This is a genomic window from Quadrisphaera sp. DSM 44207 (genome assembly GCF_900101335.1).
In the GTDB taxonomy this organism is placed as follows: domain Bacteria; phylum Actinomycetota; class Actinomycetes; order Actinomycetales; family Quadrisphaeraceae; genus DSM-44207.
In genome coordinates this window covers 1,191,347-1,212,091 of record NZ_FNKA01000001.1, presented here as the reverse complement: position 1 = coordinate 1,212,091, position 20,745 = coordinate 1,191,347, and the positions used below count along the sequence as shown (strand labels likewise).

Genomic DNA, 20,745 nt, shown 5'->3' with positions numbered 1-20,745 from the left:
CGTGGTCCGCTCCCGCCCGCGCACCGCCCGCGCCGCCGGCGCCCTCGCGGCCCTGCTCGCCCTCGCCGCCTGCACGGGCGACGGCTCCGACGCGGCCGGCTCCCCCTCCGGCGGGGACGCCGCCGCGCAGCAGGCCGACGACGCGCCGCGCGCGCAGCTGCTGGCCCCGGCGGAGGGCTCGCAGGTGCTGGCCGCCGACGGGCCGCCGGAGTCGGCGCTCGCGGTCAGCCGGGCCCTGTTCGAGCGGGCCCCGGCCGCCGTCCTCGCCGGCGCCGACGACCTGGCGGCGCAGGCGCGCGCCGCCCCGGTCGCCGTCGCGCTCGGGGTGCCGCTCCTGCTCGTCCCCTCCGGCGAGGCGGCGTCCGCGGACGCCGCCGGCGGGCTCGGCGAGGAGCTGGAGCGGCTCGGGGCGAGCACGCTCGTCACCGCCGGGGAGCCGGCGGCGCAGTGGGCGCGGGGCCGGGACGGCGCGGAGGTCGTGGCGCTGCCGCAGGACGACGCCGCGCTGGCGGAGCTGCTGGGGGACGCCGCGGGCGAGCCCGCGGCCGTGGACGCCGCCGGCGCGACGGCGGCCGTCGCCGCGCTGGAGCGCGAGGCCCCGGCGCTGCTGCGCCTGGAGCCCGCGGCCGGCACGGGCGAGGCAGGTGCTGCGGGCGGGGCGGGCGGCACGGAGGAGGACGCCGCCGCACAGCTGCCGCCCGTGGCTCGGGCCGAGCCGCTGGACGGCGTCACGGTGCTCGCCCAGCCCGAGCAGGAGGACCTGGCCGCCGCCGCCACGGCGCGCGCCGCCGGCGCGCGCGTGCTCCTGGCCCCCGGGGCGGACCCCCGTGCCGACCCCGGGGTGGTGCAGGCGCTGGCGGGCTCGCCGGCGGCCACCGCGCTCGGCGTGGGCTCGGCCTTCGGGCCGCCCGAGCTGCTGGCGCAGCGCCTCGCGGTGGCCGCCGGCGGGCTCGAGCTGCCCGGGGGCGGGCAGGTCCTCTTCCCCGGACGCCGCCTGGTGGCGCTGTACGGGCACCCGGGCGCACCCGCCCTCGGCGTGCTCGGCGAGCAGGGCCTGGAGGCGACGCTGGCCCGGGCCGCGGACGTGGCCGACGACTACGACCCGCACAGCGCCGAGCCCGTCGTCCCGGCCCTGGAGGTGATCACCACCGTGGCCTCCTCGTCGCCGGGCGCCGACGGGGACTACTCGGCCGAGGCCACCGTGGAGGACCTGCGCCCCTGGGTGGAGGCGGCCGGGGAGGCCGGGACCTACGTGGTGCTCGACCTGCAGCCGGGCACGACCGACTTCCTCACCCAGGCCCGCCGCTACGAGGAGCTGCTGGCCCTGCCGCACGTGGGCCTGGCCCTCGACCCGGAGTGGCGCCTGGAGCCGGGCCAGCGCCACATGGCGCAGATCGGGTCGGTCGGCGCCGACGAGGTCAACAGCGTCGTCACCTGGCTGGCCGACCTGACGGCCCAGCGCGCGCTGCCGCAGAAGCTGCTCCTGCTGCACCAGTTCCGGATGTCGATGCTCGGCGAGCGGGAGCGCATCGACACCTCCCGCGACGAGCTGTCGGTGCTGGTGCAGATGGACGGCCACGGCAGCCCGGACCTGAAGATGGGCACCTGGCGGACGATGACGGCCGAGCCGCCGCCGGGGATGCGCTTCGGGTGGAAGAACTTCTACGACGAGGACACCCCGACCTTCACCCCCGAGGAGACCCTGCAGGTCGAGCCCGCTCCGTGGTTCGTCTCCTACCAGTGAGACCAGCCGCCGTCCGGTGACCGTGCGTGAGTGCGGCGCAGCGCACCGTGGGCAGATGGCGGTGCGGGGCCTCGCCGCGGGCGATCACGGCCGCCTCCGGTTAGCCTGCGGTGCTCTGGCGTCGAGGAAGAGGGCTACGTGAACGGCAACACCAGCTACCGGGCCGCCAACACCGCGCTGCTGTCCATCCACGGGATCGAGGCTCCCGTGGTGGTCACCTCCGCGGAGATCGACGAGCGGATGGCGGAGACGATCAAGCGCCTCAAGCTGCGTCCGGGCCTGCTCCAGCGCGTCGCGGGCATCGACGAGCGGCGCTGGTACCCCGAGGACGCCTCCCTGGCCGAGGCCGCGGCGACGGCCGGGTCCAAGGCGCTGTCCGAGGCCGGTGTCGACCCCGACGACGTGGGCGTGCTCATCAACACCTCGATCACCCGGCCCCACCTGGAGCCTGCGGTGTCGGTGCAGGTGCACGACGCCATGGCCCTGCCGTCCTCGGCGATGAACTTCGACATCACCAACGCGTGCCTGGGCTTCGTCAACGGCCTGCAGACCGCCACGGCCATGATCGACGCGGGCCAGGTGCGCCACGCCGTCGTCGTCAGCGCCGAGGACTCGCGCAGCACCATCGAGGACACCATCGCGCGGCTGAACTCCTCCGCGACCACGAAGCAGGACTACCTCGAGCAGTTCGCGAGCCTGACCCTGGGCTCCGGCGCCGTGGCCGCGGTGCTGGGCCGCGCCGAGGACCACCCCGAGGGCCACCGCGTGGTCGGGGGCGTGGTGCGCTCGGCCACCCAGCACCACGGGCTGTGCGTGGGCAAGCTCGGCCGCATGGTGGCCGACTCCCGCGGTCTGCTCGAGGAGGGCGTGGAGCTGCTCGGCGCCGCCTTCGACGAGGCCAAGGAGGAGTGGGGCTGGGCCACCGGCGTGGCCCGCTACATCCTCCACCAGGTCTCCTCGGTGCACACCAAGGCGATGATCCAGCGCATGGGCCTGGACCGCGCCAAGACGCCCTTGACCTTCCCCTTCCTCGGCAACACCGGGTCCGCGGCGCTGCCGATGACCCTCGCCCGCGAGGTCGGCAGCCTCGTGCCGGGCGACCGCGTGCTGTGCATGGGTGTCGGCTCCGGCCTGAACACCGCCTTCTGCGAGATCCGCTGGTGACCCGCGCCCCCGCGGCGCTCCCCCCCGAAGGCCTGACCGGCCTGGACCCCTCGTGGTCCCGGCTGGTGCAGGTGGTCGACGCCGACGGCGCGCGCCGCACCTGGCACCTGCTCGACGGCGCGCAGGCGGTGCGCGCCGCGACGGGCGCCGACCCGGTCGGCACCGTGCTGGCGGTGCACGGCAACCCGACCTGGTCCTACCTGTGGCGCGGCGCGCTCGCGCAGGCCGCGCAGGTCGGCTGGCGCGTCGTCGCCGTCGACCAGCTCGACATGGGCTTCTCCGAGCGCACCGGCACCCGGCGGCGCCTGGCCCGCCGCGTCGACGACCTCGGCCGCCTCACCGACGCGCTCGGCCTGACGGGCCCGGACGCCGACGGCGCGCCGCTGGTCTCCCTGGGCCACGACTGGGGCGGGGTGATCAGCGCCGGCTGGGCGGTGGCCCACCGCAGCGCGCTGAGCGGCCTGGTGCTGCTCAACACCGCGGTCGACCACCCGAGCGGGGAGGTGATCCCGCTCACCCTGCGCCTGTTCACCGCCCCGCCCGTGCTGCGCACCGCCACCGTCACCACGCCGGCGTTCCTGCTCTCCACCCTCGCGACGGCGCAGCGCCCGCTGCCGGACGACGTGCGGGCGGCGTACCTGGCGCCCTACCGCGGCGCCGGGCGGCGCGGCGGGATCGGGGCGTTCGTCGCGGACGTCCCCGCCGGCGCCGACCACCCCAGCCGCCCCGCGCTGGAGGAGGTGTCCGCCGGGCTGGCCGGCCTGGGCGCCTCGGGCGACGTGCCCTCGCTGCTGCTGTGGGGCGCGGCCGACCCGGTGTTCCAGGAGCGGTACCTGCGCGACCTGCGCGCCCGCCTGCCGCACGGCGACGTGCACCGCTTCGAGGGGGCCGGGCACCTGGTCTCCGAGGACGCCGACGTCGCCGGCGTGCTGACCCGCTGGCTCGCGGCCCTGCCGGTGGGTGCGGGGCGCGCGGGCGGCACGGGCGCGCCCCGGCACCGCCGTCCCGCGCCCGTGGACGCCCCGCCGCGCACGGCGGGCGCCGCCGCCCCCGAGCCGGCCTCGCGCCGGCCCATGGGCGCCGCCGTCGCCGAGCGGGCGCACGAGGACGCGCCGGCCGTCGTCCAGCTGCACCCCGGGCGCCCGCCGTCGACGACGACGTGGCGCGGGCTGGCCGCGCGCGTCGACGAGGTCGCCGCCGGGCTGCTCGAGGGCGGGGTGCGGCCCGGGCAGCGGGTCTCCCTGCTCGTGCCGCCGGGGCCGGACCTGACGGCCCTGTTCTACGCCTGCCTGCGCATCGGGGCGGTCGTCGTCGTCGCCGACGCCGGCCTGGGCCTGCGCGGGCTCTCGCGCGCGGTGCGCGGCGCGGCGCCCGACCACGTCATGGCCGAGCGGCGCGGGCTGCTGGCCGCGCGGGCCCTGCGCTGGCCCGGCCGGCGCACCGCGGTCGGCGCGGTCGCGGGTGGGCGCCGCACCGTCGAGGCGCTCGGCGCGGCCGAGCACCTGGACGACGTCGCCGACCGCGGCCGCCGCGCGCTGGCCGCCGGGCGGCAGCTGCCGCCCGCTCCGGCGCAGGACGCCGAGGCCGCGGTGCTCTTCACCTCCGGGTCCACCGGCCCCGCCAAGGGCGTGGTGTACCTGCACCGCCAGCTGGAGGGGGTGCGCGACGTCCTCGCCGCCACCTACGGCGTCGGCCCGTCGGCGCCGTTCGTGGCGGCGTTCGCGCCCTTCGCGCTGTTCGCGCCGTCCCTGGGCGCCACCTCCGCGGTGCCCGAGACGGACGTGACGAAGCCGTCGACGCTGACGGCGGCGGCGCTGGCCGACGCCGTCGCGGCGATCGGCGCCGAGATCGTCTTCGCCTCCCCCGCCGCCCTGGCCAACGTCGTCGCCACGGCGGCGGCGCTCTCGCCCGCGCAGCGGCAGGAGCTCGCGCGGGTGCGCACGCTGCTGTCCGCCGGGGCCCCGGTGGGCGTGGACCTGCTGCTGCGCGTGCGCGAGGTGCTGCCCGCCGCGACCGCGCGCACGCCGTACGGCATGACGGAGGCCCTGCCGGTCACCGACGTCACCCTCGACGAGCTGCTGGCCGCCGGGCCCGGGGACGGCGTCCTCGTCGGGCGCCCGGTGCCCGGCGCCGAGGTCGCGATCGCCCCGCTGGACGAGGAGGCCGTGCCCAGCGGCGCCCTGACCGACGTCCCCGAGGTCACCGGGGAGGTCGCGGTGCGCGCCCCGCACGTGAAGGAGCGCTACGACCAGCTGTGGGACGTCCAGCGCGCCAGCGCGCGCGACCCGGGCTGGCACCGCACCGGCGACGTCGGCCACCTCGACGTCGAGGGGCGCCTGTGGGTCGAGGGGCGCCTGGCGCACGTGCTGACCACAGCCGGCGGCGCGCTCACGCCCGTGGGGCCGGAGCAGCGCGTGCAGCAGCTGGACGCCGTCGCGCGCGCCGCCGTCGTCGGCGTCGGGCCGGTGGGCGCGCAGCAGGCCGTCGTCGTGCTCGAGGCCGCCGGCGGTGCCGGAGGTGGCGCGGCCGCGCCGCCCGGCCTGGCGCCGCTGGACCTGCTGGACGCCGTGCGCGCGGTCGCGGGGGTGCCGGTCGCGGCGGTGCTCGTCGTCGACCGGCTGCCCACGGACGTGCGCCACCGCTCGAAGGTGGACCGCACGCGGGTGGCCGCCTGGGCCGCGCGGGTGCTCGCGGGCGAGGCGCCCGCGAGCACCCGGCCCTGACCACCGGCCGGCCCGACCAGCGGACCCGACGAGAACGACCCGACCGCAACGACCCGACCGTGAGGAGCCGCGCGTGAAGGTGCTCGTGACCGGGGCCAGCGGGCTCCTCGGCGGGGCCGTGGCCGCCGCCCTGGTGGCCCGCGGCGACGACGTGACCACCCTGCAGCGGCGCCCCAGCGGCGTCGCGGAGGCGCGGGACGTGCGCGGCTCCCTCGCCGACGCCGACGTCGTCGCCCGGGCGGCGGACGGCGCGGACGCCGTCGTGCACCTCGCGGCGAAGGTGGCCCTCTCGGGCCCCGAGGCGGAGTACGTCGCGGTCAACGTCGAGGGCACCCGGGCGGTGCTCGAGGCGGCCCGCCGGGCGGGCGCGCGCCGCTTCGTGCAGGTCTCCTCGCCCTCGGTGGCGCACACCGGCACGGCGCTGGTGGGGGCGGGCGCCGACCCGGCCGACCCGCAGCACGCCCGCGGGCCCTACGCGCGCACGAAGGCGGCCGCGGAGCTGGTGGCGCTCGCGGCGGACGCGCCGGGCTTCGCCGTGGTGGCCGTGCGCCCGCACGTGGTGTGGGGGCCCGGGGACACCCAGCTCGTCGAGCGCGTGGTCACCCAGGCGCGGCGCGGGCGCATGGTCGTCGTCGGCGACGGCGCCGCGCTCATCGACACCACCTGGATCGAGGACGCCGCCGCCGCGATCGTCGCGGCCCTCGACCGCGCCGCCGACGACGGCGTGCACGGGCGGGCCTTCGTCGTCTCCAGCGGCCAGCCGCGCACGGTGGCCGAGCTCCTCTCCCGGATGGCCCTGGCCGGAGGCGCCCCGCCGCCGTCGCGGCAGGTGCCGCTGCCCGTGGCGCGCGCGGCGGGCGGGCTCGTGGAGGCGCTGTGGACGCTGCTGCGCGCGGCGGGCACCCGGCTGGGCCAGGAGGACCCGCCGCTGACGCGCTTCCTCGCCGAGCAGCTCGGCACGGCCCACTGGTTCGACCAGCGCCGCACGCGCGAGGCGCTGCGGTGGGCGCCGCGCACCGACCTCGACGAGGGCTTCGCCCGCCTGGCGGCGCACCACCGCCGCCACGGGGACCCCGGCGCCTGAGCGCGCCGACCCGGGGCGCGCGGGCGCGGTGTCGCGCCCCGCCGGACCCCGTGAGACGCTGCGACCCCAGCAACCTCCTCACCGGGCCGCCCCGGCGGTCCGTCGTGGCTGCGCCGGTGCAGCCGAGGACCAGCCGAAGGACAGTGCGTGAGCCTCTCCCCCTCCGTGCGCGCCACCGCGCGCGCCAGCACCCCCCGCCAGCAGACCGCGTTCGCGGAGCTCTCCGGGGAGGTGCAGAGGCTGGGGCTCATGCGCCGCCGGTACGGCCTGTACTGGTCGAAGATGATCGGCGCCGTGGTCGTCCTGACGGCCCTGGTCACCACGCACGTCCTGCTCGGCGACTCCTGGTGGCAGCTGGTCGTGGCCGCGCTGCTCGCCGTCGCGCTCACCCAGGTGGCGTTCCTGGGCCACGACGCCGCCCACCGGCAGATCTTCGTCTCCGGCAAGTGGAACGAGTGGACGTCCCTGATCATCGCCAACGGCCTCGCCGGCATGAGCGTGGACTGGTGGACGAACAAGCACACCAAGCACCACGGCAACCCCAACAAGGTCGGCAAGGACCCGGACATCGAGTCCGGCGTCCTGTCGTTCACCCCCGAGGCCGCCACCGGGCGCCGCACCGGCCTGCGCGGCTGGTTCACCGCCCGCCAGGGGTGGCTCTTCTTCCCCCTGCTGCTCCTCGAAGGCCTGAACCTGCACGCCCAGGGCCTGAAGCGGATCTTCGGCCGCCGTCCCGTCAAGCGCCGCTGGACCGAGATGACGCTGGTGCTCACCCGCCTCGGCGGCTACCTGGCGATGGTCTTCCTCGTCCTCAGCCCCGGCAAGGCCCTCGCCTTCCTCGGCGTGCAGCTGGGCCTGTTCGGCCTCTACATGGGGGCCTCCTTCGCCCCGAACCACAAGGGCATGGCGATCATCGGTCGCGAGACGACCGTGGACTTCCTGCGCCGCCAGGTGCTGACGTCCCGCAACATCCGCGGCGGCCGCTTCGTGGACGTGGCGATGGGCGGGCTGAACTACCAGGTCGAGCACCACCTCTTCCCGAGCATGCCGCGGCCGAACCTGCGCCGGGCGGCGCCCGTGGTGCAGGAGTACTGCCGCCGCAACGGCATCCCCTACACCCAGACCGGGCTGTTCGACTCCTACCGGATCGTGGTGCGCTACCTCAACCGCGTCGGCCTCGGCGCGCGCGACCCCTTCGAGTGCCCCCTGGTCGCCCAGGCCCGCGTGCACCGCTGAACCCGGGCCGGGTGAGCGCGGGCCGGCCGGCGACTCCCCCGGGCGCCTAGGGCACGGGCGCCACGGCGTCGGGGTCGACGGCGCGAGGCTCGGCACCCTCCTCGGCACCCTCCTCGGCGAGGACGTCGAGCCCGGCCGGCAGCTGCGCCGCCGAGACGACGACCAGCCGCTGCGTCGGCCGGGTCAGCGCCACGTACAGGTCGTTGGCGCCGCGCGCGGACTGCGCCAGCACCCCCGCGGGCTCGGCGAGGACGACGGCGTCGAACTCCAGGCCCTTCACCTCGGCCACCGCGGCCACGGTCACGGGCGCGTCCCCGGCGTCGTCCCCGCGCCGCACCGCCCCGTCCGGCAGGTCCGCGACCAGCGCCCGGTGCACGGGCCCGACGAGGTCGTCCGGGGCCACGACCGCCATCCGGCCGCTGCCGAGCAGGTCCAGCTCCGAGCGCACCACCGCGGCCACGGCACCCAGCCAGCCCGCCGCACCGGCCGCCTCCGGCGCCCGCACGGCGCGCGGGGGCACGTCGGCGTCGCGGATCGAGCGCGGCACCGGCGCGCTCACGCCCGCCGCCGCCAGCACCGCGCCGGCCAGCTCCATCACCTGCCGCGGCGTGCGGTAGTTGACGGTCAGCTGCGCCAGGCGCCAGGGACGGCGCAGGTCCACCCCCGGCCGCGGCCGGCCCTCGGCCGGCCCCAGCACCGGCGCCAGCGCGCGCTCCCAGTCCGAGGCGCCGGCCGCGCTGGAGGTCTGCGCGACGTCCCCCACCACGGTCATGGACCGCGACGGGCAGCGGCGCGCCAGCAGCCGCCACGCCATCGCCGACAGCTCCTGCGCCTCGTCGACCACCACGTGCCCGTACGTCCACGTGCGGTCCGCCGCCGCCCGCTCGGCCACCGTCAGGTCCGGGCCCCCGGCGTTCCACCGGTCCGCCAGCGCCTCGGCGCTCAGCAGCCCCCCGGCACCGGAGGAGCCGGCCATCTCCAGCACCCCGCGCGCGTACGCGACCTGCTCGGCGCGGGCGGCCGCCTCCCGCGCCGACTGCGCCCGCGCGGCGTCCGCGTCGTCGCCGAGCAGCTCGGCAAGCTCGTCGAGCAGCGGGACGTCGGCGGGCGTGAACGGCGCGGAGCGCTCGCGGGCGCACAGCGCGGCCTCCGCGGGCGACAGCACGCCCTCGGCCGCCCGCGCCAGCCGCTCGGGGCGCGCGTACAGGTCCGCGAGCAGCCCGGTCGGGGTCAGCGGCATCCACAGCAGGTTCACCTCGCGGCGCACGTCGGGCGAGGCCCGCAGCTCCGCCTCCAGCTCCCGCCGCGACTCGGCGTCCACCTCGTCGCGCCGCAGCCCCTGCGCGGAGGCGAGCTGGCGCACCAGGTCCCCCAGCACCCGGCGCACGAAGGCCGTGCGGGCGGTGTTGTGCGGCGCCCGCCCGTCGCGGGCGGCGGAGCGCGCCGCGGCGACCACCGAGGGCCGCAGCACCACGGTGCGGCCCTCGACGTCCAGGCGCACCGGTGCCGCCAGGGTGCGCTGGCGCTGGCGCACCGAGGCGGCGAGCACCCGCACCATGCGCAGGTCGCCCTTGACGGCGGCGGCCTCGTCGCGCTCGACGCCGACCGCCCGCACGCCGGGGTGCAGCTCCCCCACCGTCGACATCACCACGCCCGTCTCGCCGAGGGAGGGCAGCACCTGGTCGATGTAGCGCAGGAACGCGCGGTTGGGCCCGACGACGAGCACGCCGGCGCGGGCGATGCGCTCGCGGTGGGCGTAGAGCAGGTACGCCGCCCGGTGCAGCGCGACGGCGGTCTTGCCGGTGCCGGGGCCGCCCTGGACGACGAGCACGCCCGGCAGCGGCGCGCGCACCACCTCGTCCTGCTCGGCCTGCAGCGTGGCGACGATGTCGCGCATGCGTCCGGTGCGGTGCGCCGTGACGGCCGCCAGCAGGGCGCCCCCGCCCGCGACGACCATCCCCTCGGGCACGGCGTCGGCGTCGAGGACGTCGTCCTCCAGGGCCGTCACCCGCCGACCGGTCAGGGTCAGGTGGCGGCGGCGGACGACGTCGCCCGGGTCGGCCGCCGTCGCCCGGTAGAACGGCTCGGCGGCGGGCGCGCGCCAGTCGGTGAGCATCGGCTCCTGGCGCTCGTCGGACAGGCCGATGCGCCCCACGTAGCGGTCAGCGCCGCCGCGCAGGTCCAGGCGCCCGAACGCGAGCCGGTCCTCGACCGCCCGCAGCTGCACGAGCCGGTCCTCGTAGAGGGTGGCGAAGGCGTCGCGCTCGGTGCGCGCCGCGTGGGTGCCCCCTCCCCCGGCCCGGCGCACGTCGCGCAGCCGCTGCTCGGTCAGCTCCCGCAGCTCGTCCAGGCGCGCGTAGAGCGCGTCGACGCGCTCCTGCTCGTGGGCGACCTCCTCCGCGAACCGCTCGCCGACCTGCTCGCTGCCCGTGCTCATCGCGCCTCCCCCGCTGCCCGGCGGCCGTCCAGCCTGCCAGGGCGGCCTGGTGCCGGTGCCAGCGGGTGCGCAGCGGAACCCGTTCGTCGAGCTCTGTCGACCAGGATCCCGAACTACCAGAGTCTGGAACCCTGTTGATCTGGCGTTCTGGAACTCTGGAGCGGGTGTCGACCCGGGCTGGTCCGTCGCAGGTTTTCTTCGTACCGTGCTGCCTGGAGCACAGACGTCCGGTCTTCCAGAGGGCCGCACTCCCGAACTCTGGACTACCAGACGCTGGAACTCTGGAAGTTCGTGCCTGGCAGGGGGCTTGACGGGCCCGATCGACGAGCGGAGGAACCATGGCCGATGGCGGTCGGATCATCGCCGTGGTCAACGGCAAGGGCGGCGTGGGCAAGACCACGATCACCGCGAACGTGGGCGGGATGCTCGCCGCCGGTTCCCAGCGGGTGCTCCTGGTCGACCTGGACCCGCAGGGCAACCTCGCCGAGGAGCTGGGCTACGGCGGCACCGAGGTCGACGACGCCGGCCGCGCCCTGGCCCAGGCGCTGACCTTCGACGCCCCGGTCAGCCCCCAGCGCGGCATCCGCCCCGGCCTGGACGTCCTGGTCGGGGGAGCAGCCCTGGACATGGCGGCCGCCGGCCTGACCACGCGGGCCCACAAGGACCCCCGGGGGGCCAAGACCGCGCTGGCGAACGCCCTGGCGCCCCACGTCGAGGACTACGACCTCGTCCTCATCGACTGCCCTCCCGGCCAGGAGACGCTGCAGCAGGCGGCCCTGGCGGCAGCCCGCTGGGCCCTGATCCCGGTCAAGACCGACGCCAGCTCCCGCAAGGGCCTGCGGGACGTCGCCCGGCGCCTGGACGCCGTCCTGGACGTCAACCCCGACCTGGACCTGCTGGGGGTGGTGCTCTTCGGCGTCAACCGCGTCGCGCGCCGGGTCACCGACGGCGCCCGCCAGGCCGTCGCCGAGGACCTGGGAGGGGAGGCGGACGTCGTGCTGGGCTCGGCGATCCGCCACGCCGAGGCCGCGGCGCAGGAGACCCGCGACCGCGGGCTGCTCGTCCACGAGCTCGAGGAGGCGGTGCTCTCCGGCCCGCGCTGGTGGGAGCTGCGCCGGCGCGCCGAGGAGGGGGACGGGCCCCGCTCGCGCAGCGCGATCGGCCTGGCCGAGGACTTCCACGCCCTCGGTCAGGAGATCGTCGAGCGCATCACCGCGGCCGAGCAGCTCGCGGTCCCCTCGCCCCGTCGCCTCCAGGAGCAGCGATGAAGGACCAGCCCAGCCCGCGCCGCGCCCTGTCCGGCCTCCCCTCGCGCACCCAGCCGCCGACGGCGCTCGGCGCGTCCTCCCCCGCGCGCCTGCTGCGCTCCAACCGCCTCGGCGCGTCCGGTCCCGACGAGCAGCCGCAGGCCGCGGCACCGGCCGCCGCCGTCGAGGTGGGGACACCCGGGCCGGACGACTCCGATGCTGCCAGAGATCCAGACTTCCAGAGTTCCGGACGACCGAAGTACCTGCGGCTGGTGCGCCGGGAGACCCGGATGCACCCGCACCAGGTCGACCAGCTCACCCAGCTCAGCCGCGCCCTGAACGAGGCCCGCCGGGGCGGGCGCCGCAGCGGCACGGGGGAGCGGATCACCGACAACACCCTGGTGCGGGTCGCCGTCGACCTCCTGCTCACCCACCCGGAGCGCCTGTCCGGCACCACGGAGGACGAGCTGCGCGCCAGCGTCGGGCTGGCGCCGCTCGACCTCCGCGCGGACCGCGCCGACTCCGGTCGCTGACGACGCCCGGGCGGGCCCGGTGGGAGGCGGGCGCCGCCTGGCCCTCAGCGGGGGAGCGGACCGTCGTGGCCCGACCCGGTCAGGCCGCGGAGTCCCTCCACGATCCTGCCGCGCGCGGTGAGCGCCCTTGACGGGCCGTCGAGCTGAGCGTCGTCGCCGGCCACGACGGCGAGCACGTGCACCCGTCCCCGGCGCCGCGCGAGGCCATCGACCCCGCTGTGCACCCGAAGGCTGCGACTCGACCTACGGCGTGCGCCAGCGAGATGGGTCGGGAGCGCCGTACCGGCGACCCGGCATGCGCCGAGCCTCGTCACGTCGTCAGGAGCGCCGACACCTGCTGCGGCGGCTGGTCAACCCCCTGTGGTGGTCGGTCCTGGGAGCAGAGCGCGCAGGGCCGCATCGACGGCCGCTGTGCGGATCGTCTCGACCGGCAGGTCCCTCAACCCTCCGACGCAGTCCTGCAGACCACCGAGCGCAGCGACGACGCGGATGCGCTCCTCCGGCGCTGATCCGCGGATCAGCAGCTGCTCGAGCTGGTCGCGCCAGTGCACCAGGGGTTCCACGGCGTCCGGCTGGCTGCGCCGGAGCGCCCGGACGTCGAACAGCAACCACTGGTAGAGGAGCCGGTGACGGGCGCAGACGTCGAAGAAGGCCTCGAGGATCTGCCGAGGCTGTTCGGGCCCGAGCGCCGCAGCGGCGGTGAGGAAGTCGGCCAGGTCCGAGACCAAGGGATCGAGGAGCTCGTTCAGCAGCTCGGTCTTGGAGGGGAAGTGGTAGTACAGCGCCGCCTTGGTGATGCCCAGGCGCTCTGCGATCTCCCGCAAGCTGGTCTGTTCGAAGCCGTTGGTCGAGAACAGCTTCAGGGCGACCGCCTTGGCCTCGGAGCGGGTGTCGATGCTCGGGCGGGGCATGCGGACATCCTAAGGCTTACCTGTCGGCTAGTTGCCTACCTGTCAACCGGCAGGTACGGTCAGGCCCATGAGAACCGCGTGTGCCGTCCCGTACCCGAACGGTCGCGCCGGGGTCCCGCTGTGGCGCTCCTGATCACCGCCCGCTCGCGGTAGGACCTCCGCCCGGCGCGCCGGTCCCCCCAGTCACCGGTACCAGGCCCGGTCCGTCCGCGTCCCCTGTTCCCCACGCCTGCGCCCATCCCGTGCCCGAGGAGCTCTGCCATGTCCGGGATCCACCGATCGACCAGCCGACGGCGCGACCGAGCGCAGGTGCATCAGCAGCGCCTGGCCGACGCCATCGCCGAGGGCATCACCCCGGTGGTGTTCGCCCGGCGGTGGCTGACCGCGACCGCGATGTTCATCAGCCTGCTCTCCGTGATGCTGGCCAACTCCAGCCTGAACCTGGCCCTGCCTCAGATGACCACCGACCTGGAGATCACGAGCACCCAGCAGACCTGGGTCGTGGATCTGTACTCCCTGGTCTTCGCAGCCCTGCTGTTCACCTCCGGCGCCGTCAGCGACCGGTACGGGCGCAAGCTGCTCCTGCAGGCCGGGGTGGTGCTCTTCACCGCGGCGGCCGCTTACGCCGGCTTCGTCGCCACCAGCGGCATCGAGGTCATGGTCGCCCGAGGCGTGATGGGCCTCGGCGCCGCGTTCGTCATGCCCGCGACCCTCTCGGTGATCAACGCAGTCTTCCCCCGCGGCCAGCGCGCCAGTGCCATCGCCGCCTGGACCGCCGTCGCGGGTGTCGGGTCGGGGATCGGCGCGATCGCTGGCGGGTTCCTGCTCGAGCACTTCGCATGGCAGTCCGTCTTCGTCCTCAGCGTCGGCTTCGGTGGTGCCGCCCTGCTGGCCAACCAGGTCCTCACCCCCGAATCTCGGGACGAGGAGCGAACCGCCGTCGACTGGGTCGGTGGACTGCTCTCCACCACCGGGGTCCTCGGACTCGTCTACGCGATCGTCGAAGGACCGAACCGGGGCTGGACCGCGCCGGACATCCTCGTCGGCATGGCCGCGGCGGTGGTCGGGATCGGCGCCTTCGTCGCTTGGGAGCGGTGGGTGCCGAACCCGATGCTCGACCTCGCCCTGTTCGCTAACCCCCTGTTCACCGTGTCCTCCGTCGCTGCGCTCGTCGCCTTCTTGGCCCTCAGCGGCGCGTTCTTCCTCCTCGCTCAGGTGTTCCAGCTCGTGCTGGGCATGGGCTCCCTCGAGTCCGCGTTGCGCATGCTCCCCATCCTGGTCCCGGTCCTGGTCCTCTCACCGGTGGCCACGAGTGCTTGGTCGCGCCTGGGAGCCAAGGTGACGATCGGGTCCGGCCTGGCCGTCATCGCCGGCGGCTTCCTCATCGCCTCGGCCTGGACCGCGGACAGCACCTACGCGCAGATCATCTGGCCGCTGGCCGTCGTGACCGCCGGCATGACGTTCGTCATGGTCCCGGCCACGAACCTCGTCCTCGCCGCGGTGCCCAGGAGCCGCTCCGGGATGGGAGCCGCGATGAACGACACCATCCGCGAGCTGGGCGCCGCCCTGGGCATCGCGGTGCTCGGCACGATGATCGCCGCTGGCTATCGGGACGGCATCGCCACTGCGCTGACCGCGCTGCCAGCACCCCTGGCAGAGGCGGCCGAGAAGAGCTTCGCCGTCGCCGTGGACGGTGTCGCCCCCGTCCTCGTGAGCACCGCCGGCGCACCAGCAGCACACGCCCTGGTCGACGCCGCGACCCAGGCGTGGGTGGACGGACTGACCGCGGCGATGCTCACCAGCGCTGTCCTCGCCGTCCTCGCCGCGGCCTGGACCTTCCTGGCCATGCCGCGCAAGCGCGAGGAGGACCACCACGCGGCTCGCGAGGGCGTGGATCTCACCGCCACCCCCGTCAGCTGAGCACGCCGAGCAGCGCCCTCCGACGCGTGGTGCAGGTCCGAGGCGACCACCAGCTCCTCCTCGGGTGGGTGAGCGGGCGGGGTGTGACGCTCCTGCCGAGGAGCACGTCGCGCACGGCGTCCAGCGCCTCGTGGACGGCGTCCGCGCCCAGCTCGTCCGCTGAGCCGCGGCCGGTGGTCGGCACGTGGGGGCTCGTTCCGTCCGTGGGACGATCGGAGTCGGGTCCGCGAGCGACGACATCGGAGGCGAGCACGGGACACCTGGTCTGACGACGACCCCACCCCGGGGCGTTCCGGAGCCGGGAGGCGACCGCATGAGCAGGACCGACAAGACCCGACCCGTGTGGGTGCGGCTGGCCGACACCCCGATGGGGACCTGCCGGCCGGTGCACGACCACAAGGACGGGCCGTGCACGCTGCCGGAGGAGATCACCGCCGCGAGCGCCTCCGCGAGCTCCCGCACGAGCGGCTGCTACTGGGGCGTCAGCGACTCCTACGGCCAGGACAGCCACGACGGGTGCCGGGAGTGCACCGGCTACCACGTCCGGCGCGAGGAGCGCCGTCGCGACCGCTCCCGAGCGCGCCGCGAGCTGCGCGCCTACCGCGACGACGACCGGGAGGACGCCGCACCGGCGAGCCGCGGCCGGCGCGCCTGAGCGCGTCCGGCGCTCAGCCGGCCAGGGCGGCGGAGACGACCGCGCGGGCCTCCTCCTGCACCTGCGCCAGGTGGGAGCGGCCGCGGAAGGACTCGGCGTAGATCTTGTACACGTCCTCGGTGCCCGAGGGCCGCGCCGCGAACCACGCGTCCTGCGTGAGCACCTTCAGGCCGCCGATCGCCTCCCCGTTGCCCGGCGCCCGCGTGAGCACCGCGGTGATCGGCTGGCCCGCCAGCTCCCCGGCGCTCACGTCCGAGGGGCTGAGGCGGGCCAGGCGCGCCTTCTCCTCCCGGGAGGCGGGAGCGTCCACGCGCGCGTAGGCGGGGTCGCCGTGCTCGGCGACGAGCTGCGCGTACAGCTCGCTCGGGCTGCGGCCGGTCGCGCCGCGGATCTCGCTGGCCAGCAGCGCCAGGAGGATGCCGTCCTTGTCCGTCGTCCACACCGTGCCGTCGGTGCGCAGGAAGGAGGCGCCGGCGGACTCCTCCCCGCCGAAGCCCACGGACCCGTCGAGCAGCCCGGGCACGAAGTGCTTGAACCCCACCGGCACCTCGAGCAGGCGCCGCCCCAGCGCGGCCACCACCCGGTCGATCATGGACGACGACACGAGCGTCTTGCCCACCGCCACCTCCGCGCCCCACCGCGGCCGGTGGCTGAACAGGTAGGAGATCGCCACGGCGAGGTAGTGGTTCGGGTTCATCAGCCCGCCGTCGGGGGTGACGATGCCGTGCCGGTCGGCGTCCGCGTCGTTGCCGGTGGCGATGTCGTACTGCGCCTCGCCCTGCATCGTCGTGATGAGGTTCGCCATCGCCGACGGCGAGGAGCAGTCCATGCGGATCTTGCCGTCGGAGTCCAACGGCATGAACGACCAGCGCGGGTCGACGGTGTCGTCGACGACGCTCAGCTGCAGGCCGTGCCGCTCGGCGATCTCCCCCCAGTAGCTCACGGAGGCGCCGCCGAGCGGGTCGGCGCCGATGCGCACCGCCTCGCGCCGCACGGCCTCCAGGTCGAGCGCGCTGGGCAGGTCGTCGACGTAGGAGGAGAGGAAGTCGAAGCCCTCCGCCGCCGCCCGCGCCCGCTCGAACGGCACGCGGCGCACGCCGTCGAGCCCGTTCTCGAGCAGCTCGTTGGCGCGCGCCGCGATGGCGCTCGTCGCCTCCGAGCCGGCCGGGCCGCCGTGCGGGGGGTTGTACTTGAAGCCGCCGTCGCGCGGGGGGTTGTGGGACGGCGTCACCACGATCCCGTCGGCCGTGCCGGCGCCGCGCTCGCGGTTCAGCCGCAGGACGGCGTGGGAGACCGCCGGCGTGGGCGTGTAGCCGTCGCGGGAGTCCACGAGCACCTGCACGTCGTTGCCGGCGAGGACCTCCAGCGCCGTGCGCCAGGCCGGCTCGGACAGCGCGTGGGGGTCGCGGCCGATGAGCAGCGGCCCGCTCACGCCCTGGGCGGCGCGGTGCTCCACGATCGCCTGCGTGGTCGCGAGGATGTGCGCCTCGTTGAAGGCGGCGTCCAGGGACGAGCCGCGGTGCCCGGAGGTGCCGAAGACGACCCGCTGCGCGGGGTCGCTCGGGTCGGGCTCGACGTCCGCGTAGGCGGACAGCAGGGCGTCGAGGTCGACGAGGTCCTCGGGACGGGCGCGGGTGCCGGCGCGGGGGTGCATGGGCGCCATCCCACCGCTCCGGCGGTGATCGGGCAACAGCCGCGGCGCCCGGCCGGGTGGTCAGCGCCTGCGGGCGCGGGGGTCGTCCTCGGAGGGCATGAGCACCCACAGCACCGCGTACACGACCACCTGCGTGCCGGGCAGGACGAGGGAGAGGACGAACAGCAGCCGCACGAGGAACGGGCTGAGCCCGAAGCGGCGCGCCAGGCCGGCGCAGACGCCGGCGACGACGCGGCCGGAGCGGGGGCGCACGAGGGATCTCATCCGGCCATCCCACTCCTCCCGTCGTGGTCGTGCGATCCCCGTCCGCGCGCGGGCGGGAACTGCACGACCACGACGGGAGGAGGGCGGGACGTCAGGCGCGGACGGCGTCCCCGGTCTGAGCGCCGGCCTGGGCCGGCACGCGCAGGTCGACGACGTCGGGGCCGGCGGGGCGCCCGGCGCCGAGCACCTGCCGCGCCGCGAGGTCGATCGTGGCGCGGTCGTAGGCGAAGTACGGGCGCAGCGCCTCCGGGGCGGCCGTGCGGCCCCAGTCGTGGATGAGCTTCTGCGTCTCGGCCGACCCGTCGTGCCAGCGGCGCAGCACGTCGTGCAGGTTCAGCGGGGACGGCGAGGCCTCGCCGTCCCCGAGGAGGAACGCCAGGCGCGGCACGGCGTCCGCCGGCGTCGTCTCCCCGCGCTCGACCTCGAGCACGACCTCGTAGCAGGCGTCGAACTGCTCCTGCGCGGAGGCGAGCTCGGGGCAGAAGGTGCCGGGCAGCGCGGCCCGGTGCAGGCGGTCCAGCTCGGCCACCTCCCTGGTCTCCAGGTAGCGGTAGTAGGAGCCGGCGATGCGGATCACGCCGAGGTTCCACGCCAGGTACCACATCTTCGACCACGCCCGCCACAGGTCGAAGTCGCGGAAGGCGGTGTAGGAGCCGGCGATGAGCTTGTCGTTGTTGTCGAGGATCGCCTGGTTGAGGGTGTCGACGTAGGCGAAGCGCTCGGCCGAGAGGTCGCCGTCGGCCAGGCCCGCCAGCAGGGTCGGCACGAACGCCTCGACGACGGCCATGGTGTTGGCCATGCCGCGGCTGAACAGGGCGTCGATGGCCCCGGCGGCGTGGCTCATCAGCGCCCAGCGGTCACCCACGGTGCGCGAGGAGGAGAACTGGGTGCGGCCGGTGGAGATCCACGGGAACACCGGCTCGGCGTCGGCGAACTGCGCGGCCACGGTCGGGTGGGCGGCGAGGAACTCGGCCCACTCCTGCTCGACGGGCACGCCCTCGCGCACCGGGTGCGAGCGCAGGTCCAGGTTCAGCCCGACGCTGACCAGGTCGGAGCCGGCCTCGTCGTGGTTGTCGAAGGGGATGACCCACATCCAGCCGCCGTCGAAGAGGTGGTGCAGCGTGCCCTCGTGCCAGGGGGAGGGCTGGCCGCTGGCGGCGTCCACGTCGTCGTAGCGCCGCACGCCGCGCATGTGGGTGAAGATCGTGCGGGAGGCGGTGGCGAAGCGGCACGGCTCCTCGCGCAGCCCCAGCTGGTTCGCCAGCACCGACTGGCGCCCGGTGGCGTCGACGACGTACCGGGCGCCGATCACCTCGCCGTCGGCGAGCTCCACGGCGACGGCGTCGTCGCCCAGGTGCACGTGCTGCACGCGCACGCCCTCGCGGGCCAGCGCCCCGTAGCGCACGGCCGCGTCGAAGAGGTACTGGTCGACGTCCGCGCGCATCAGGTGGGACTCCGGGCCGAACGGGCCGGCGGAGACGTTGCACTGGGTGACCTCGTAGGGGGCGTGCTGCTGCCCGGCGCGCTGGTAGACGAAGCCGAAGTTGCGCTTGATGCCGCAGCGGGCGCTGACGTGCTCGGCGAGCCCGGCGGAGGTGGACACGTGCGCCAGCTCGGGCACGTCGTAGCGGGCGGCCAGCTGGCGCAGCAGGAAGGAGGTCTCCCCGATCGTCGACTCGCCGAGGGCGAAGCGGGGGTGGCGGGCGCTGTCGACGAGCGCGACGCGGACGCCGCTGCGGGCCAGCAGGGCCGCGACGGTGCTGCCGCCGATGCCGCTGCCGAGGACGACGACGTCCACCTCGGTCGTCGGCGCGGGGGCGCTCGCGGGGGTGGTCGTGGGCTCGGGGCTCATGCGGGGGTCCTCTCGGAGGGGGTCGGTCGGGGGGCGGGTTCGGGGGCCGGGCCGGGCCGGGCGGGGACGGCGTCCGCCGCCGGGGCCGCGGGCGGGGCGAGGGGCACGAGCGCGAGGAGGGGGCCGGTGAGCACCGTGGTGAGCACGGCCGTGGCGACGAGGACGGCGTGCAGCCGGGCGTCGAGGATCCCGGCGCTCAGCCCGACCTGGAGGACGACGAGCTCGGTGAGCCCCCGGGTGTTGAGCAGGATCCCCAGGCCGAGCGCCTCGGGGCGGGGCAGGCCGCACCACAGCGCCGGCAGCGTCGTGCCGGCGACCTTGCCGGCGACCGCGACGGCCAGCACGAGGGCGAGGGTGGCCAGGCCGGAGGCGCCGAGGGTCGTCAGGTCCACGGTCAGGCCGGTGACGACGAAGAACGCCGGCAGCAGCAGGGTCGCGGACAGGTCCGCCAGCCGGACCTCCAGGCGCTCGACGGTGACCGCGTGCCGGGGCAGGGCCAGCCCGAGCAGGAACGGCCCGAAGACGCTGTGCAGGCCCATCTCGTGGGTGCACCAGGCGGACAGCACCGCGGCGAGCAGCGTCACCGACACGGCGGTGCGGGGCGAGAGGCGGTCCAGCAGGCCGCGGGCCGTGGCCCGCGCGAGCAGCGGGCGGACGACCCCGAGCATCCCGGCCGTGATCGCGACCAGGCCGCCGAGCACCGCCGCGGGGGAGTCGGTGGCCGCCCCGGCCAGGGACACCGCCACGGCCAGCGCCAGCCACGCCACGACGTCCGTGACCGCCGCGCACGCCAGCGCCAGGCCGCCGAGCCCGGTGCCGACGAGGCCGCGGTCGCGCAGGATGCGCGCCAGCACCGGGAACGCCGTCACCGCGAGCGCCGTGCCGAGGAACGCGACGAACGGCGCGAGCGCCACGGGCCCGGCGTCCGTGCGGTCGTGGGCGCCGTGCAGGGCGAGGGCGAGCACCGTCCCGAGCGCGAAGGGCACCGCGATCGAGGACGCCGCGACGGTGCCCACCAGGCGCCCGCGCCGGCGCACCTGCCCCAGGTCGACCTCCAGGCCCACCAGCAGCATGAAGACGACCAGTCCCAGCTGGGCCACGAGCTGCAGGAACGGGCGGGTGCCCGGGGGCACGAGGGCGTCCAGGACGCCGGGGGCGAGCGCGCCGAGCAGGCTCGGGCCGAGGGCGATGCCGGCGACGATCTCGCCGACGACGGCCGGCTGGCGCAGGGCGCGGAAGAGCGCGCCGCCCAGCTGGGCGGCGGCCACGACGACCGCCAGCGCCAGGAGGACCTGGCCGAGGAGCTCCGGGGTCACCGCGC

General features: G+C 76.2%; 15 protein-coding genes. 9 read left to right on the top strand and 6 right to left on the bottom strand.

The window, feature by feature from the left end; genetic code table 11:
* Window position 1: 1 nt before the first annotated feature.
* The 5 genes from BLS82_RS05810 (at window position 2) to BLS82_RS05790 (ending at window position 7,951) form a co-directional block, all read left to right on the top strand.
* Complete coding sequence (locus BLS82_RS05810; protein ID WP_092862286.1) at window positions 2–1,744, top strand: hypothetical protein; 1,743 nt, start codon at window positions 2–4, stop codon at window positions 1,742–1,744.
* 138 nt (window positions 1,745–1,882) lie between these two features.
* Window positions 1,883–2,908, top strand: a complete 1,026-nt coding sequence (locus tag BLS82_RS05805; RefSeq protein WP_092862284.1) for a 3-oxoacyl-ACP synthase III — start codon at window positions 1,883–1,885, stop codon at window positions 2,906–2,908.
* On the top strand, window positions 2,905–5,631 hold the full coding sequence (locus BLS82_RS05800) for an alpha/beta fold hydrolase (RefSeq protein WP_092862282.1): 2,727 nt from the start codon (window positions 2,905–2,907) through the stop codon (window positions 5,629–5,631). The genes BLS82_RS05805 and BLS82_RS05800 overlap by 4 nt, the downstream gene beginning before the upstream one ends.
* A gap of 73 nt (window positions 5,632–5,704) precedes the next feature.
* A complete protein-coding gene (locus BLS82_RS05795) occupies window positions 5,705–6,715 on the top strand; it encodes an NAD-dependent epimerase/dehydratase family protein (protein ID WP_092862280.1) in 1,011 nt (336 codons plus the stop codon).
* 147 nt (window positions 6,716–6,862) lie between these two features.
* The gene (locus tag BLS82_RS05790; RefSeq protein ID WP_255378135.1) at window positions 6,863–7,951 is read left to right on the top strand and encodes a fatty acid desaturase family protein; all 1,089 of its coding nucleotides are present in this window, start codon (window positions 6,863–6,865) and stop codon (window positions 7,949–7,951) included.
* A gap of 46 nt (window positions 7,952–7,997) precedes the next feature.
* Here BLS82_RS05790 and BLS82_RS05785 read toward each other — a convergent pair whose 3' ends face one another.
* Window positions 7,998–10,388, bottom strand: coding sequence for a HelD family protein (locus tag BLS82_RS05785; protein ID WP_092862278.1), 2,391 nt, complete (start codon window positions 10,386–10,388; stop codon window positions 7,998–8,000).
* 338 nt (window positions 10,389–10,726) lie between these two features.
* Between BLS82_RS05785 and BLS82_RS05780 the strand changes: the two genes are divergently transcribed.
* Together BLS82_RS05780 and BLS82_RS05775 are read left to right on the top strand one after the other, a co-directional pair.
* Window positions 10,727–11,656: a ParA family protein gene (locus BLS82_RS05780; protein WP_092862276.1), complete on the top strand. Its 930-nt coding sequence runs from the start codon at window positions 10,727–10,729 to the stop codon at window positions 11,654–11,656.
* A complete protein-coding gene (locus BLS82_RS05775) occupies window positions 11,653–12,168 on the top strand; it encodes a hypothetical protein (protein WP_092862274.1) in 516 nt (171 codons plus the stop codon). Before BLS82_RS05780 ends, BLS82_RS05775 begins: the two co-directional genes overlap by 4 nt.
* A 350-nt stretch (window positions 12,169–12,518) precedes the next feature.
* Here the strand turns inward: BLS82_RS05775 and BLS82_RS05770 are convergent, their stop codons facing one another.
* Complete coding sequence (locus BLS82_RS05770; protein WP_092862272.1) at window positions 12,519–13,079, bottom strand: TetR/AcrR family transcriptional regulator; 561 nt, start codon at window positions 13,077–13,079, stop codon at window positions 12,519–12,521.
* Between the two features lie 309 nt (window positions 13,080–13,388).
* On the opposite strand from BLS82_RS05770, the gene BLS82_RS05765 reads away from it, so the two are divergent.
* Window positions 13,389–14,999, top strand: coding sequence for an MFS transporter (locus BLS82_RS05765; RefSeq protein WP_218123593.1), 1,611 nt, complete (start codon window positions 13,389–13,391; stop codon window positions 14,997–14,999).
* Window positions 15,000–15,312: 313 nt separating this feature from the next.
* Entirely contained in the window at window positions 15,313–15,654 is a 342-nt protein-coding gene (locus tag BLS82_RS05755) for a hypothetical protein (RefSeq protein WP_143028750.1), read from the top strand.
* A 13-nt stretch (window positions 15,655–15,667) separates the two neighbouring features.
* Here BLS82_RS05755 and pgm read toward each other — a convergent pair whose 3' ends face one another.
* The 4 genes from pgm to BLS82_RS05735 all read right to left on the bottom strand — a co-directional run bounded on the left by pgm (window position 15,668) and on the right by BLS82_RS05735 (window position 20,740).
* Window positions 15,668–17,308, bottom strand: a complete 1,641-nt coding sequence (gene pgm / locus BLS82_RS05750; RefSeq protein ID WP_092862858.1) for a phosphoglucomutase (alpha-D-glucose-1,6-bisphosphate-dependent) — start codon at window positions 17,306–17,308, stop codon at window positions 15,668–15,670.
* A 60-nt stretch (window positions 17,309–17,368) separates the two neighbouring features.
* Window positions 17,369–17,572 carry a PspC domain-containing protein gene (locus BLS82_RS05745; protein WP_092862264.1) on the bottom strand — a complete coding sequence of 68 codons (204 nt, stop codon included), beginning with the start codon at window positions 17,570–17,572 and terminating at the stop codon, window positions 17,369–17,371.
* Between the two features lie 91 nt (window positions 17,573–17,663).
* A complete protein-coding gene (locus BLS82_RS05740; RefSeq protein WP_092862262.1) occupies window positions 17,664–19,424 on the bottom strand; it encodes an NAD(P)/FAD-dependent oxidoreductase in 1,761 nt (586 codons plus the stop codon).
* Complete coding sequence (locus BLS82_RS05735) at window positions 19,421–20,740, bottom strand: cation:proton antiporter domain-containing protein (protein WP_092862261.1); 1,320 nt, start codon at window positions 20,738–20,740, stop codon at window positions 19,421–19,423. The genes BLS82_RS05740 and BLS82_RS05735 overlap by 4 nt, the downstream gene beginning before the upstream one ends.
* Window positions 20,741–20,745: the final 5 nt, after the last annotated feature.